The sequence below is a fragment of the Flavobacterium sp. 9 genome (assembly GCF_002754195.1).
Lineage (GTDB): Bacteria > Bacteroidota > Bacteroidia > Flavobacteriales > Flavobacteriaceae > Flavobacterium.
Genome location: NZ_PEEU01000001.1, coordinates 5,190,241 through 5,207,202 on the forward strand (window position 1 = coordinate 5,190,241; position 16,962 = coordinate 5,207,202).

12 protein-coding genes are annotated in these 16,962 nt (G+C 32.6%); all 12 read right to left on the minus strand.

From position 1 onward, the window contains the following. Positions 1 to 5 precede the first annotated feature (5 nt). The gene (locus CLU81_RS21665) at positions 6 to 1,292 is read right to left on the minus strand and encodes an MFS transporter (protein ID WP_099712830.1); all 1,287 of its coding nucleotides are present in this window, start codon (positions 1,290 to 1,292) and stop codon (positions 6 to 8) included. Then, positions 1,292 to 2,350, minus strand: coding sequence for a glycoside hydrolase family 130 protein (locus tag CLU81_RS21670; RefSeq protein ID WP_099711715.1), 1,059 nt, complete (start codon positions 2,348 to 2,350; stop codon positions 1,292 to 1,294). Before CLU81_RS21670 ends, CLU81_RS21665 begins: the two co-directional genes overlap by 1 nt. 74 nt (positions 2,351 to 2,424) lie before the next feature. Then, positions 2,425 to 3,975: a RagB/SusD family nutrient uptake outer membrane protein gene (locus tag CLU81_RS21675; RefSeq protein WP_199174586.1), complete on the minus strand. Its 1,551-nt coding sequence runs from the start codon at positions 3,973 to 3,975 to the stop codon at positions 2,425 to 2,427. Between the two features lie 10 nt (positions 3,976 to 3,985). After that, a complete protein-coding gene (locus CLU81_RS21680; protein WP_369804820.1) occupies positions 3,986 to 6,862 on the minus strand; it encodes a SusC/RagA family TonB-linked outer membrane protein in 2,877 nt (958 codons plus the stop codon). Continuing rightward, the gene (locus tag CLU81_RS27175) at positions 6,799 to 7,023 is read right to left on the minus strand and encodes a carboxypeptidase-like regulatory domain-containing protein (protein ID WP_233209748.1); all 225 of its coding nucleotides are present in this window, start codon (positions 7,021 to 7,023) and stop codon (positions 6,799 to 6,801) included. Before CLU81_RS27175 ends, CLU81_RS21680 begins: the two co-directional genes overlap by 64 nt. Before the next feature lie 250 nt (positions 7,024 to 7,273). After that, the gene (locus tag CLU81_RS21685; protein ID WP_099711716.1) at positions 7,274 to 11,491 is read right to left on the minus strand and encodes a hybrid sensor histidine kinase/response regulator transcription factor; all 4,218 of its coding nucleotides are present in this window, start codon (positions 11,489 to 11,491) and stop codon (positions 7,274 to 7,276) included. A gap of 218 nt (positions 11,492 to 11,709) precedes the next feature. Beyond that, positions 11,710 to 12,492 (minus strand): superoxide dismutase, encoded by a 783-nt coding sequence (locus CLU81_RS21690; RefSeq protein WP_099711717.1) that lies wholly within the window; start codon positions 12,490 to 12,492, stop codon positions 11,710 to 11,712. Positions 12,493 to 12,500: 8 nt separating this feature from the next. Further along, positions 12,501 to 12,770 (minus strand): acyl-CoA-binding protein, encoded by a 270-nt coding sequence (locus CLU81_RS21695; RefSeq protein ID WP_099711718.1) that lies wholly within the window; start codon positions 12,768 to 12,770, stop codon positions 12,501 to 12,503. Further along, a complete protein-coding gene (locus CLU81_RS21700; protein WP_099711719.1) occupies positions 12,771 to 13,424 on the minus strand; it encodes a phosphatidylserine decarboxylase family protein in 654 nt (217 codons plus the stop codon). It abuts the gene before it with no gap. Then, positions 13,414 to 14,301, minus strand: a complete 888-nt coding sequence (locus CLU81_RS21705; RefSeq protein ID WP_099711720.1) for a phosphatidate cytidylyltransferase — start codon at positions 14,299 to 14,301, stop codon at positions 13,414 to 13,416. Before CLU81_RS21705 ends, CLU81_RS21700 begins: the two co-directional genes overlap by 11 nt. 1 nt (position 14,302) lies before the next feature. Next, complete coding sequence (locus tag CLU81_RS21710) at positions 14,303 to 14,908, minus strand: lactate utilization protein B/C (protein ID WP_099711721.1); 606 nt, start codon at positions 14,906 to 14,908, stop codon at positions 14,303 to 14,305. A 114-nt stretch (positions 14,909 to 15,022) separates the two neighbouring features. After that, positions 15,023 to 16,948, minus strand: a complete 1,926-nt coding sequence (gene ftsH, locus CLU81_RS21715) for an ATP-dependent zinc metalloprotease FtsH (RefSeq protein WP_099711722.1) — start codon at positions 16,946 to 16,948, stop codon at positions 15,023 to 15,025. Positions 16,949 to 16,962 lie beyond the last annotated feature (14 nt).

Sequence of the window (16,962 nt, forward strand, 5' to 3'; positions counted from 1 at the left end):
TTATTTTAAAGTAGTTCTGCAGCTACTTTTTCTAGTACTTTTTTGTTTGTTTCAATTTCCGGAGAAAGTTCCAGTCCTTGTTTTATAATTTTTTTGCTGATAAAAATCGAGCATAATTGTAATAGTGCGATGATTCCTATGGCGTATCTTAAAGCAAAATCTTCTGAAACTACATAATATAAGGTTAGGAAAGTTCCGGCTCCAAAAAGTCTTCCAATATATAAACCTGCTTCATGATTTAAGATATAGGTAAACTCACCTCTTTTTTCGATGCGGGATACAATATCAATTACTTTTAACTGAATAGGGAAGTAGGCTAAATCCATCAAAGGTTTTGCAATAAGCAGCAATAATAGAAAGAGTATTACGCCGGTTTTATCAAAGAATAATCCGTTTATACAAGCTCCTAAAGCAAATAGAATTAGTCCTGCTGAAAAGATTTTGATTCGATCTGATGGTTTTGAAAAACGTCCGATAAAATAAATGATGATGGCGGCTAGTATTGCACCTATTGATTGTGCTTTGCCTAATGCGCCTTCTTCTCCTAATATTTTAAAAATAAGCATTGCAGGAGCTGTAACAAGGAATCCTTGTGCTAAACCTTTGAATGTAGCAAGCGACAATAGTTTATACCATAAGGGATGAAATTTGAAAAAGATGTACTTTTTTTGTGTCGGATTTTCAAATTTACCTCTGTAACAAACTATTGAAGCGGCGATTGTAATCAGAAAAACGATTCCTGTAATGATTACGTAGGCTTCGTGTTTTTGATCTTCACCTGTTTTTGACTGTATAAACCAGCCAATTGTTGCCGGGATTGCAATTGCAATTATGGTATAAATAAAGGTTTCTAAACCGTAATAATAGTTTCGGTTTTCATCGTTTGTAATTGCCAAAGCAAGATAATCTCTATTTGCCCAATACAAACCAAATGAAAGCCCCATAGTAATACCTGCGATACCAATTCCGGTAAGATCAAGTGTTTTTAAAGACATCATGATTATCATCGAAACACCGCTAAGCATCATTCCAATTGAATATAATTTTTTGATATTTAAATGTTTCAATAAGAATCCATTTAACAAAAATGTAAGCGGGATTCCGGTATAAATTGCTAATTGATAAATGACAACTTTTGAGGTATCATTTGAATTCCTCATAATATAAGCGGCAACAAAAATATCGATTACAGGCAATACCAGTGCATAGACCAGATTTGTGAATATTAGTATACGAAAATTATGGGTTTGGCTTTTAAAATGATCAATTTCTGATATAAGTTTTTTAAACATTAGTTGTTTTTTAGAAGTAAAAGAATCTCTTTGATCGAAAATTGCGCTCCACATACAAATTCGTCCGAAGCGCCATAATAGATCGTAACAGTATCGCCGTCAGGTTCAATAATATGACCATTTGTAAATACTACATTTCCAAAAAATCCGCTTAGTTCATAACTTGTTGTGGGGATCATAATTGGTTCTTCGGTTCTTGCGATTACTTTTGTCGGATCGTTTAAATCCATTAAAAATGCTCCTAAACAATATTGATGATTTTCATTGGCTCCATGATAGATTTCCAGCCAGCCTTTATCTGTTTTAATAGGCGAAGCTCCAGCGCCAATTCTTTTACTGTCCCAAAGTCGTTTTCGTGTTTTAAGAATACAATGATGATTTCCCCAGTGAATACCATCCGGAGAAGATGCGATCCAAATATAATTTCCGCCAATATCTACGCTGCTCGGGCGATGTAAAGCATAAAATAAGCCGTTTATTTTTTCTTCAAAAATGGCGCAATCTTTATTATGTGCCGGTAATATCATACCGTGTTTCTGGAAATTTTTCCAATCTGTTGTGGTACGTAAACCTACACCAACGCCATTATCTGATACTGAAGTAAAGGTCAAATAATAAGTTCCTTCGATTAAGGAAACACGACAATCTTCTATCCCGAATGTTTCTAAAATACCTTCTCCAACTAAGGATGGATAATTTTCAGGTTCATAAAAATCACGTCCATTTTCACTGCATAATAAACGCAAATGCGATAGCGTAGTTAAATAATCATTTCCTTTATAATTAATTACTCGTGCATCTGTTGCGATTAAATCAGGATCATCTTTTGGAATTTCGATAATAGTAATCTCACCTGTTTCAGTTAAGATTGGGAATGAAATTAAATTTTCTTTCTGTTTTGGTCTTTCTGCAACACGTACCCCTAACCAGGTTTTATTTTGGTATTGAAATACGCCCGGATTCAATAAACAGGTAATTTCTAATCCTTCTCTGCTTGCTGGTATATCTGTAGGTGATAATAACGGGTTTTCTGTAAAACGTTTTGCTATATCTTTCATGATTTTAGTTCTATATTATTGTGAATGGAGACCTAACAGGCTTTTAAACCCGTTAGGTCTAATATTTTAAAAAATTAATATCCGGGGTTTTGAGTTAAAAGCCCCGCAGAAGCATCTATTTCTGATTGTGGAATTGGATACAACATATGTTTGTCTAAGAAATTTTTTCCATGAGCAGTCATTACTTGTTTTGCAATTCCCCATCTTTTTAAATCACCCATTCTATGGCTCTCAAAACCAAGTTCGGCTCTTCTTTCTGAGATTAACCATCCTTTTACAACCGTTTTATCTCCAGAACTAGGTCTGTCCGGCAATGTTCCGGCAGGAGGCGGAGGTCCAACAGAAGTAACTGCAATTGTTTTGGTTGGATCATCTGGAAAATCAGGATCTTGAATTTTAACTGTAACGGTTGTTACTGTATTTCTGGCTCTTGTTCTAATTTGATTGATAATCCCAATTGCTTCTGAATAATTACCAGTTTCATTAAGTGCTTCTGCTTTCCAAAGTAAAACATCGGCATAACGAATCAATACTTTATTGTTTGGTGCATCATCATCGCCTTTATTCCCTCCGTTTGTAGTTCCTAAAAGTTTATTTACCCATTGTTCCGAAACATTTACGGTATATAATTTTCTCGGATCATTTGGTTCAAATGATGCTAAAAAATCTGTACTTGGAGCAAAGAATCCCCACCCAAGAGGTGCGCAAATTCCATTTCCTCGTCTTGGATCCGCTTGTTTAACGTGGTTATAAGAAAAAATAACTTCGTTATCTGTATATTCCGTATTCATACTAAAGTTATCAAAATAATTGGTATCTAAATTATAAAAACCGGTTGTTTGCAATTCTGATACTGAACTTATTACACCTGTCCAATCCTTGTTGTATAAAGCAGTTTTAGCTAGTAAAGCAATAACAGCTCCTTTTGATACTCTCCATGGCTCTTTATCAGATGAATATTTTGAATTTGGCAGCAATGTTTTAGCTGTTTCTAAATCGGTTTTAATTTGTTTCCATACTTCTTCTTTAGGAGCTCTTACGGCTTTGTCAAAAGCTTCCTGATATGTTTTTATTGAAGAAAGAATTAAAGGAACATCGCCAAAATTAGTTACCAGTGAAAAATAATAATAAGAACGTAAAAAATAAGTTTCACCTAGTAATTGATTTTTTCTTTCTGTAGTTATTCCCGTAATAGATTCAATATCTGGGTTTAATAGAAAACCCAGCGCTATGTTTGTTCTTATTATGCCTTCATAATTGTATTTCCATAATCCGTTTGGGCCTCCGTTGGTAGACGTAAAAGTAAAATTGTTGATTTCATCCATCCATGGCTGATCTCCATCAGGAGACCATTTTTTTTCCATATCATCAGATGCTATATCTTCTATTACAATATCATTTTGAAATACTAAACCTGCATTCCAGTCCCAATTTGCTAATTGATTTAACTTATTGGATAACATATCGTAAGATGAGGTTACAGATGTTTCTATAGATTTTAATGTTGGTTTAGAATTTGCCTGTTCAAGAGTCTGCCCGCCTACAGGATCTGTAGTTAGTTCATCCTGACAGCTTGTGAATGTAAGTAGCGAAATCATAATCGCTGTTATATATATCTTTTTCATGGTTAGCTTATTAGATTTTGAATTTTAATCCCATTAGTATTGAAGTAGATTGCGGGTAAGTTCCCTGATCTATTAAAGAAGTTGATTCCGGATCTAAACCTGTATATTTTGTAAAAGTCAATAGGTTTTGACCAGATATATATAATCTTAAATATCTGTCGCCAATTATTTTAGGGTCTAATGTGTATCCGATTTCAAGGTTTTTTAATCTTAAATAAGACGCATCTTCAACAAATACGCTTGAAATTTGACTTCCACCATTATCATTCATTGTATTTCGGGGAGTTGTATTACTTGTGCCTTCTCCGTTCCAAGCGTTTAATACTGCGGTTGTTGAATTGAAAGGACGGCTGTCATAATCTAAAATTTGTTTTAGATCATTGTATCGATCTACGCCTGAAACTCCTTGAAAAAGAAATGACATATCAAACCTTTTATATTCTGCATTAAATGAGAAACCGTATGTTATTTTCGGAATTGGACTTCCTATAAAAGTTCTGTCATTGGCGTCGATTTGTCCGTCTCCATTAAGATCTTTAAATTTCATATCACCTGGTTTTGCTCCGTTTGTGTTTGAATACAGAGTAGAATTTATTTCTGCCTGATTTTGATAAATACCATCAAATTTAAGTCCGTAATAAGAGCTTATTGGCTGTACTACAACTGTTTTAGTATGTGTTTTATCATCGGTAATCTCGGTAACATATTGTTGTAGCTCTTCAACATTATTTTTTAGAGTTGCGATGTTTCCGCTGATTCCGTATTTAAATTCGTGATCGTTGTTTTGAAAATTAGCTCCAAACTCAAATCCCTTATTGCTTACAACTCCTGCATTAACATATGTTTTATTGATTTGACCAACAGTTGCTGATGGTAATCCTACGGCTAATAAAATATCATTGGTAGTTTTATCAAAATAATCAACAGTAAAAGTCAGTTTGTTTTCGAAAACCCCTAAATCAAGACCCAAGTTAGTTTGCGTAGTAGTTTCCCATTTTAAATCCGGATTACCATAACGAATTACTTTAATGATTCCTCCAGTTTCGGTAACAAGAGTTTCGTAAGCATTATTAGGGATTTCCTGATTACCGGATTGACCCCAGCTGGCTCTCCATTTTAAGTTAGAAATCCATTTTGTGTTTTCCATGAATTTTTCTTTAGACATTGCCCAGCCTCCAGAAACCGAAGGAAAAAATCCCCATTTGTTATTTGGTCCAAAACGAGACGAACCATCAGCTCTTACAGTCCCTGAAACAAAATATTTATTGTCATATCCATAATTAGCAGAACCAAAGAAGGAAATTAGATTCCACATTTGAGCAGATCCAGAACTATTTTTATCAGTATCGCTTCCGTAATCAAGATAACGGAAAGGATCAGTCGTATTATTGTAATTTGTTCTGCTTCCGCCTACAGCAGATTGATTGTAATTAACAGTTTCTTCTCCTAATAATGCATTAATGCTATGTTTCTCTGCAAGAGTTTTAGTATAGTTTAACGTATTTGTAAAAGTAAAAGTTGTTGCTTCTCCGCGGTTTTCGTTTAAGTTCGAAGGTCTGTTTTGTCTGCCTTGACCCGGATATAATTCGTTTGGATCATTGTCGCTATCATCGCCATAATTTTCTCCAAAAGCTTTATTATGGTCAAAAGTGATTTCTGCTCCAAAATTACTTCTGAATTTCAATGATTTATCAGCTAAGAAAGTATATTCTCCGTATACATTTCCAAACGTTTTAAATAGAGATCTTACATCATCTGTATAATTAACTATCGCAATTGGATTTGACGTTAGTTCATAGTTACGACTCCAACCGCCATTAGGATTGTTGTTTAAGTAGAACGGAAGATCTGTATAAGGATTATTTGCTTTATATGTTGGATCATTTACATCCTTATAAACTCCTAATACAGAAGGACGCAATAAAGCGTGTCTAATGACTCCCGGAGCGTCTCCGCTTGAAGACATTTTATCTTGTTTGCTGCTTGTAATTTGAAAGTTTGTTCCAACTTTAAAACGATCAGTAACTTCGGTATTAATATTTGCTCTGAAATTTATACGTTGATAAGTGTCTTTATCTCCTACAACAATACCGTTTTGTCCAAAATAACCACCAGATATTAAATACTGTGTTTTTTCTGAACCTCCGCTAAACGAAAGCTGTAGATTGTCTGTTTTTCCTGCTCCAAATAATTGTTTTAACCAATTTGTGTCTGACAATGGTATTCCGTTAACTTTTCCATTGGCTCTGTCAATACTATAAGGACTTGCAGCATTTGCAGGATTATTGTTAGAATTATGCCAAGCCTGATCCATTACGGTTAGATACTGATTTGCATTTAGCATTTTAGGCAAGTTTGTGGCAAAGCTGGTTCCTGAATAGTATTCGATATCAATATTCGATTTTCCTTTTAGACCGCTTTTGGTAGTTAGGATTACAACACCTCCTGCAGATCTTGAACCATAAATAGCGGTTGCGGCAGCATCTTTTAAAACTGTCATTGATTTTACATCAGACATATTCAAGAAAGAAATATCTCGTGTGGCAACACCGTCTACAACATACAATACTTCATTGTTTCCCAATGTTCCTTCACCTCTAATACGTATTTTAAGTCCGTCACCAGGCGCGCCAGTATTTGCCGTAACTGAAACACCGGCAACTTGTCCCTGTAGCGCCTGACCAACATCGGCCACTTTTGCCTTGGATAATTCAGTCATGTTTATTGTAGCAACTGCACCTGTTATTGAAGATTTTTTTTCGCTTGTATATCCTACGATAACAACTTCGTTTAAAGTATTGGTATCTGTTGTAAGAGTAACATTTAGTTCTGTTTTGCCAGCTGTAGATATTCCAGAGTTTGGTAGCCAATATAACTGAAAATCAATACAGCATTTGAGCTTGTGGTTTTAATGGTATAATTACCATCAAAATCAGTTGTCGCATAATTTGAAGTCCCCTTTTCATTCACATTTACTTGCGGCATCAGTCCGTCGACATCTGAGACTATACCTTTAACAGTTTGGGCTTGTATAATGCCACCCAGCATAATCGTTCCGAATAGGAATAATTTGAATATAATTTTTTTAATCATCATAAAGAAGTGTTAATTGAATTACTAGTTAGATTGTTTTTTTTGTGGTTTTTTAAGGTTAATTCTGTTTTGTGGTTTTACGATAACGTTTGAATTAATTATCGTTTATAAAATTAGTTTGAGGGTATAGCAAATCATGTACACTATTTCTTCAAAAGTGTACACTGCTATTTTTGTTTTTGGAAATCAGTTGTTTAGTGGATTTTCAGCTCTTTGATATGTATTTGAGCTGATAATTTTTGGGTGTTAAATCGTATAGTTTTTTAAACTCACGATAAAAATAAGAGCGATTATTAAAGCCGGATTGATAACATACTTCAGATACCGTTAATTTGTTTTTTCTTAACAATTCGGCAGCATATTTCAATCGAATGGTACGAATTAAATCACCCGGTGTAAAACCAAAAAGTTGTTTGGTTTTTCGGTACAATTGTGAATTACTGATTCCTAATTCTTTTTCGATAAATAAACTTTGTAGGTTTTCATTATCAATATTATTACGAATAAGTTCAATAACTTTTTTTATAAAATCTTTTTCCTCGTTATTTATGTTCAGATTGGGTAGGTTTTCGGTAAGTGTATCTTGTTTAAAATACCTTGAAATCAATTCTTTTTCTTCTAATAGCTTTTGTATTCTTATAAGTAAATGATCAGGATAAAATGGTTTTGGAATATAAGAATTCGCACCGCTCTCTATTCCTTCGATTCTATGCACAACAGAGTCTTTTGCTGTTAGCATAATAAAAGGAATATGACAGGTTTTAAGATTAGTTTTGATTTTTTTACAAAACTCAACGCCATCCATAAAAGGCATCATTACATCGCTTATAATAATGTCTGGAAGAACATCTTCAATAATTTTTAAAGCTTCAAGGCCATTATAGGCTAGTAAAAGTTTATATTTCTCACTAAGTAATTCGTCAAGAAGTACATGAATATCTTTTTCATCTTCGACTATTAGTATTACTTTTCGATTGTCTGTAAGTTCTTCGAGCGACAAAATTTTATTTGGAGTATCTTCCGGTTTAACGGGATTTTCTTCCAGAATATTTTTTAAATGTTGTGATATTAAAATAGGACTTATCGCTGTGTCTAATTCCTTTTGGCTAAAAGCTTCTTTATGGCAAGGCAATAAGATTGTAAAGGTCGTTTCTTTATTAAGAGTGCTTGTAACTTGTATCTCGCCTTTTAATACACCAACTAATTTTTTTACATATGCAAGACCAATACCAGTTCTAAACATATTGTTATCAGTTTCTTTAGTATTTGTATCGGCTAAGAAAAATTGAGTAAATAAAGAATCTAATTCTTCTTTCGGAATTCCCTTTCCTGTATTTGTGATAGTTATGTTTAGCTTTTTAGAATCATTATCCTGAATATAAAATTTAAGATCTATTTTACCATTTACAGGAGTATATTTAAAAGCATTTGACATTACATTAAATACTATTTTTTCAATCTTATCTTTGTCGAACCATCCTGGTAAAGTAGGAGGGATGCTGAGGTTGTATTGAATGTTTTTTTCTAAAGCCCATTCATCAAATAACTCGGCAATTTGTTCGATTAGGTTTACCAAATCAAATTTTTTCACCGTTACTTCGAGATAGTCATATTCGGCTTTTCTAAATTCAAGTAATTGTTGCGTTAAGAATAATAAACGCGAAGAATTTCGTTGAATCATTTGTATAAATTTCTGATTTTTTTCGTTGAGATTTGTAGCTTCTGAAAGTTTTTGGATAGATCCCACAATTAATGTCAGCGGTGTTTGAAATTCATGGGCAATATCAGTAAAAAACGTAAGTCTGTTTTCGTGAAGTTCTTTTTCTCTTTGTCTGAAAAGAATATTTTGCGTCAATGACTGACGTTTTTTGTAATAACTAAGTACAAATAATGCAAAAGCCAAAAACAATAAAGAATAGATTATAAAAGCAAGATTTGATTGCCAAAATATTGGTTTAACACAAATATCAATAGCATGTACCGGTTTACTCCAGACACCATCACTATTTGACCATTTTATCCATAAAGAATAATTTCCTTTAGGCACATTTGTAAAAGAAATAATTCGTCGGTTATTAATTGTATTCCAGCCTTTGTCAAAATTCATTAATTGATAAGCATATTGACATTTTTCAGTATTGATATAAGTTAAAGCAGTAAGTTCAATATCAAAAAAGTTTTGATTATGGTTTAAAACAATTGATGGATGAGTATTTGAATTGGGTGTAATAACCAATCCTTGATAATACGGAATAGGTTGATTTTGACCACTAATTTTATCAATAAAAAGATCCGGAATTATAGTAGATTCTTTTATTTTTTGAGGCAGGAAATAATTAAAACCTTTAATTCCGCCCATAAAAATAAATTCAGAATTTAAGTCCTGATAGAAGGCGCCATCTGCAAATTCATTATTTTGTAAACCTTCATTTTTAGTGTAATTGGTAAATTTTAATCGATTAGGATTAAAATTAGACAAACCAAAATTGGTACTTAGCCAAAGATTGTTTTTTTTATCGACGACAATTCCGTGAATCGTATTATTGGGAAGCCCATCTTTTACAGTAAAGTTTTTAAAGATTGCTTTTGCATCCTTTTTTACAGGATTTAATAAATTAAGACCAAAACTGGTTCCTATCCAAAGTCTATTTTGGGTATCAGTTTGTAAACACAAGATATCATTATTAGATAAACTTGTAGCATCATCAGGATTGTTTTTATAAACTGTAAAATGCTCTGATTTTTTATCGAATAAATTTAAACCGCCCAATCGGGTTCCTATCCAAAGTTGATTTTTATTCTTGGGAATTATAGAGAAAACAATATTACTGCTTAAAGTGTTTTTCTGATTATTAGTAGCAAGATATCGTTTAAAATCAGTGATCTTCAAATTCTCTCCAGACCGATCGATCTTGCAGCGAATCATTCCGTATCCGTTAGTTCCGAGCCAAATAAAACCTTCTTCGTCCTGATAGATCGAGTAGATAGATTTAAAGTAATCACAGTCTTTATTACCTGCAATATTGATCCAATTAATTAATTTAGATTTTTTTAGATCAAAAATAGAAATTCCTTCACCATCAGTTCCAATAAAAATAAGGTCGTCTTGTCCTTTACATAAAGAAAATACGGCATTGTTAATGGCACTATTATTCTCGTTATAGTTTTTATATTTCAGTGGTTTTTCGGGATTGAGATAAAAGCTTGAAGAAAAACGGAATAAACCTTTTCCTTTTGTACCCACCAAAAAAGAGTTTTTATCTACTTGGAGAAACGTTCTAACAATCGCTCCGTCTAATTCCGGAACCTGAGATTTTGCAATAAGATTAAACGATTTCTTGAGCGGATACATTTTAATAATTCCGTCGCCGTCTGTTCCTGCCCAAAGGATATTTTCATTTCCTTTAATTATTGTAGTGGTTTTTTGCTTGTCTAGATGTTTTAACCAGTTATGATTAATTACATTACCTTTAATATCAATAATGTAATGTCCGGTTTTACTTGAAACAACAAGTCCTTCGGGAATATTACCAATACTATTTTCAATATCTTTTTTAGGAAGTAAAATGTTTTCTTTAGTAGTAAAAGAATATAAATTACTATTTCCGGTCACGGATACGGTGCATATTTTTTCTTTCGAAACGATTCCGAATGTTCGAATGTTATCCGAGACCAGTTCTATTTTAGAAATAACAAGTTTTTCGGTTGGTTTATTTTTAAAGGATAATGAATAGAGTTTGTTATCTTCAAATAACACCAGTAATTTACCGTTTAAAGTAAACTCCATTTTTTTTACGGCTTTTTTCGAAAGCTTTTCAGTGTTTAATAATTGGAAAGTATTACCATTAAAATAACCAATTCCCCAATCTTTTACAGCACAAAATACTCTTTTAGAAGAATCAAGCGCCATATTAAATTCAGATTCCGATAATGGCGGAATGTTTTCTCTTGAAAAGTAATAATGCTCAAATAAACCTGTTTTTTTATCATACCGATTAATTCCGTGTATGGTTAATATCCAAATTCTTCCCACGTTATCCTCCTCTATTTTGAGAATAACCTGATTGCTCAGACTATTTTTGTTATTTAATTCAGGCCTGAAAATTTCAAAGTTATTTCCATCATATCGATTTAAACCATCCCAGGTTCCTATCCAAAGCAAGTTTTCAGAATCTTGAAATATAGTATTAATAGAACTATTAGATAAACCCTTTGTATTGTCTAATTGTTCTAAAGAGTATTCAGCATTAACTTTTTTTACTGTATCAAAAAGTGATTCAGAATTTTGATTTTGAATTTTTAATTGAGAAGTTTCAGATAACTGATCAGTTGTAGATTTATTACTAGAAAATGTATTCTCTTTATTTTGACATGAAAAGGATATTATATAAATGAAGTAAAGAAGGATGGTTTTAATTTTCAATTTTTTTATTTATATCCGGTAGAATAATTTATGCATTTTTTCCTTGTGAAAAAACACGCTGATTTAAGGTCTTATTTTGTTGTTACTAAGGTAAGTAGATGTGTGGCATAAATGCATGACTTTTGTCATATTTGTTTTGCTTCTATCAACCAAAAGAATTGTAGGATACAATTTAAGCAAAAAAAAGCTGATACTTATTGTATCAGCTTTTTTGTGTTTTATACTTTTTTGACTTTCTTTAAAGCCTCTATGTAGTTTTCGTTTACTTTTTCCCAATTTATATGTTGATAAAAAGCATCAATATAACTTCCTTTTCTGTTTTGATAATCTAAGTAATAAGCATGTTCCCATAAATCAATTCCTAAAATAGGAGTTCCGGGAATCAAAGCGTTTTTCATTAACGGATTATCTTGGTTGTCAGTCGTTGTTACTTGTAGTTTTCCGTATCTGTCAACTACTAACCAAACCCAACCAGAACCAAATTGCTTTGTTGCTTGGCCTTTAAACTGATTTGTAAGGTTGCTAAATGAACCAAATTCTTTATTTATAGAACCAACCAAAGTATCTTTTGGAGTTGTTTCTTTTGGAGTCAGAATATTAAAATACAAAGTGTGATTGTAATATCCACCAGCATTTTGACGAAGTTTTGCATTGTTGAGATCCATTTTTTTTAAGATATCTTCAATTGGCAAGTTTTCAAATTCAGTATTTAAAATCTCCTTATTTAGATTATTCGTATACGTTAAATAGTGCTTAGAATAATGCGTTTCCATTGTAAGTGTTCTTATTGCCGGCGCTAATGCGTCATAAGAAAAAGGAAGTTTTGTTAACTCAAAAGATCCCGGATCTGCTTTTACATCATTTGGAGATCCAATCGTTATTTTTTCTTCTTTTGTAGGCAAAGGAACTTCTACAACTTCGGTTAGCTTATTACTATCATTACAAGAAAATAATAATAAAAATGAAGCTAAAATGCCAAAACGGGTAATGTTTTTCTCCATAATGTTAGTTATTTTGATATTAATGAATTAATAATTTCTATGTAGCATTCTTTAGCCTCATCGATTGATATACGACTTATTTGCATCCACGCATTTGTTTTGAAAGCATCGCGTAAATCAAAATTCTCAGATTGATTGTAAACAGCTGATCCAAAAGTTGCCTGTTTGTAATAAGCATAGAGCCTTAACTGCACATCTTGTGGCAGTGAGGCCTGAGTCATTTTTAAAGCAGTTTCTACAGCCTCTGAAAAACGAGTATCTAAATCTTTTTCGGTCATTTAAGCTTTTGTAGCAATAATGGTTTTTCCTCCAATTGCTTTTTGGTTTAATACCACATTAATTGGAGTACCTAAAGGTAAAAATAAATCTACTCTTGAACCAAATTTAATAAAGCCGGCATCAGTTCCCTGAACAACCTGCATTCCTTCTTGTGCATAATTTACAATTCTACGTGCTAAAGCACCTGCAATTTGTCTGTATAGAATTTGTCCGAAAGTTTCGTTTTCAATTACAACAGTTGTTCTTTCATTTTCCTCACTTGCTTTTGGATGCCAAGCAACTAAAAACTTACCAGGGTGGTATTTACTAAATTTTATAATACCGTCCATAGCATAACGTGTAACGTGTACGTTAATTGGCGACATGAAAATAGAAACTTGTAAACGCTTGTCTTTGAAGAATTCACCTTCATAAACTTCTTCTATAACCACAACTTTTCCGTCAACAGGAGCAAGAATATGATCGCTGTTTCTGATTGCAATTCTTTTAGGATTTCTAAAGAATTGTAAAATAATAATCAAAACCAATAAACCTGCCAGTTGCACTAGTATTCTTAACCAACTGATATCAATAAATTTTTCAGCAAGCAAAATTACGGCAACAGCAAATACAGTACCTAATAAAATGGATGGTCCTCCTTCTTTATGAAACATAATATAAAATTTGATAAAATAAAAATATAATTGGTGCTACAAATATAACACTATCTAGTCGATCTAATACACCTCCGTGGCCAGGCATTATCGAGCCACTGTCTTTTACACCTGCAACTCTTTTGAATTTTGATTCGATCAAATCTCCAATAGTTCCAAAGATGCTAACAATTAAAGCAATTATCATCCAGATTAAGATCGATTTACTGCTAAATTCAGGTTTAGGCTGTATGTATAATTTTGATATTAAAAAACCGGCAAAAGCAGCAAAAACAACTCCGCCAAGAAAGCCTTCTATTGTTTTTTTAGGAGAAATACGTTCAAATAATTTGTGTTTACCCATGGATTTCCCAACCAGATAGGCAAAAGTATCATTGGTCCAGATTAAGACAAATAACCCAATAATAATTTTTGGATTGTAATCTTTGATTCCGAAAGAAATTTTTGTGATAAAAAGAAAAGGCAACATGATATACCCAATCAAATAGATGTATTTTGAAACTTTACTAATGTTTTGAGTATCATCAAATAAAAAGAAAATACATTTTATAGAGACAATCAGAGTGATTATAAGTAAAACAGAAAATAATTTATCTGTATCAACTGTAATTTGGATATTATCTTTTAGAAATTTGTTGATGTAATTCTCTGTTTCAGTTCTGTAAAAACTAATTAAAGAAACCGTAGAGTAAAACACTGTAACAAATAAAATAGAAGCAACTTTATTGATGTTAACTAAATTGCAAAACTCATAAGTTGCAATAATTAGAAAAATACCAAAAAGAATGATAAAACTCTCTGTCGAAAACAGAATAGAAGTTAGTAATAAAGCGATATAAACAGCACCAGAAATGGTTCTCTTGAGTGTTTCATTCATCTTAAAGATCTTCTAAGAGCAATAAATAAAGATTCTTGGCAACACTTCCGTATTGTGTAAAATCTTCTTCTTTCGCTTTTTCGAAATATTTTATTGTGGTAATGTTAGTAGGATAATCTCTTTCGTATTTACGTTTAATGGCACTTAAACCATCACTTTTTATAGAAAGGATCTGACTTGTTGTAGCAATAATTACAATATTTGCGGGTAATTCGTTTGGTTTGTTTTGTCTAATTTGTTTTGAAGAGAACAAAATAGAACCTTCATCAGCAATTAGATTTTCGCAACTTGCTAAAAGGAATTTTGGTTTTGTTGGTGCAATATAAAGTAACTTGTTTTCATCTAATAAATGAAAAAGACCAGGTTCATAACAAAGAACTTCATTTTCGAACCAATCATTTTCTTCTAAAATATTTTCAAATTGTTCTGCTACTTCTTGTTTGTTTTCACAATACAAAAACTTTCCACCGTTTTTCTTAAAATTGAAAATGAACCTTTCGTCTATAGACAAATGGCTATCCTGAATGGAATTGCCTGCATATTCGCTTTCATTCTCTTCGTCAGAAGCGGCATCACTTGAACCAAATATTTTTTTGAAAAAATTCATTTTTATATGAAATACTTTACATGTTAATTGAAAACGTTCAAAGATAAAAAAATCTTAATTCAAAAGGCTATTTTGAATTAAGATTTTAAAAAATATTGCATATTTCTGAATAATTTACGAAACCACTTCTTCTAAATTTTTATCAAAAGTACGTTTTCCGAAAATTGTTTCTAAGTCATCTTTAAAAATAACTTCTTTTTCAATTAGTATATCAGCAAGCTGATTTAACTTGTCTTTGTTTTCTTCTAAAATTTCAATTGCTCTTTGATATTGACCTTCAATTAATTCTGAAATTTCTTTATCAATGATTTTTGCAGTTTCATCAGAATAAGGTTTAGAAAAGTTGTATTCACTTTGTCCTGTTGAATCGTAATAAGTAACATTTCCAATTTTATCATTCAAACCGTAGATTGTTACCATTGCACGCGCCTGACGTGTAACTTTTTCTAAATCGCTCAATGCGCCAGTCGAAATTCTGTCAAAAGTTACTTTTTCAGCAGCTCTTCCACCCATTGTTGCACACATTTCGTCTAACATTTGATCTGTTCTTACGATTTGTCTTTCTTCTGGTAAGTACCAAGCAGCTCCTAAACTTTGTCCACGAGGTACAATAGTTACTTTAATAAGTGGTGCAGCGTGCTCTAACATCCAGCTTACTGTTGCGTGACCAGCTTCGTGAATTGCGATTGCTCTTTTCTCTTCTGGAGTAATAATTTTATTTTTCTTTTCAAGACCACCAATAATTCTATCGACAGCATCTAGGAAATCTTGTTTGTCAACTGCAGTTTTGTTATTACGAGCGGCAATTAATGCAGCTTCGTTACAAACGTTTGCAATATCAGCACCAGAGAATCCCGGAGTTTGTTTTGCTAAGAAATCAAGGTCAAGACCTTCAACTTTTTTGATAGGTGCTAAGTGTACTGCAAAGATTTCAGCTCTTTCGCGAATGTCCGGTAAGTCAACAAAAATTTGTCTGTCAAAACGTCCAGCACGCATTAAAGCTTTGTCAAGAACATCAGCTCTGTTTGTTGCAGCCAAAACGATTACGTTTGAGTTTGTACCAAAACCGTCCATTTCTGTCAGTAATTGGTTCAATGTATTTTCTCTCTCGTCGTTTCCGCCTGACATATTGCTTTTTCCTCTTGCTCTACCAACAGCATCGATTTCATCGATAAAGATAATAGCAGGAGATTTTTCTTTAGCTTGTTTGAATAAATCACGAACACGTGAAGCACCAACACCTACAAACATCTCTACGAAATCAGAACCTGACAAAGAGAAGAAAGGAACCTGAGCTTCACCTGCAACCGCTTTTGCAAGCAAGGTTTTACCAGTTCCCGGAGGACCTACAAGTAAAGCTCCTTTTGGAATTTTACCTCCAAGATTAGTGTATTTTTCAGGGTTTTTCAAGAATTCTACAATTTCTTGTATTTCTTCTTTAGCACCTTCTAAACCTGCAACATCCTTAAATGTAGTTTTGATATCAGTTTTCTCGTCAAATAATTTAGCTTTAGATTTTCCAATGTTAAAAATTTGTCCGCCACCGCCACCTGCGCCACCTGACATTTTACGCATAATGAAAATCCATACACCAATAATAATGATGATAGGAAGTAAGCTGATTAAAATATCAGTCCAATTGTTAGCCTCTTTAAAGTCGTAATCAATTAATTTCTTTTCGGCTTTAGCTCTGTCAAGTTTTTCCTGAAAAGATTTTAAATCACCAAACTTGGTAGTATAATGTGGTCCCTTATTTGGCCTGTCAAACATATCTTTAGATACCTTTTTATTAGCAGGATCTTTAAGTCCGGCGTCAGAAAGGTAAATTTCAGCATCTTTATTATTAAAAATAATAACATTTTTAATTTCTCCTTTAGTCAACATATTGTCAATGTTAGAAGATTTAAGCTGAGCTGGTTCGCTCATACTTGATCCTCCTGTTGCAAAACTTATAAATAAAAAAACTAAAAGTATTGCAGTGTATATTAACCAAGGACTTATTTTAAATTTACTCGGATTTGGATTATTATCTTTAGCCATTAGAAAAAATTTTC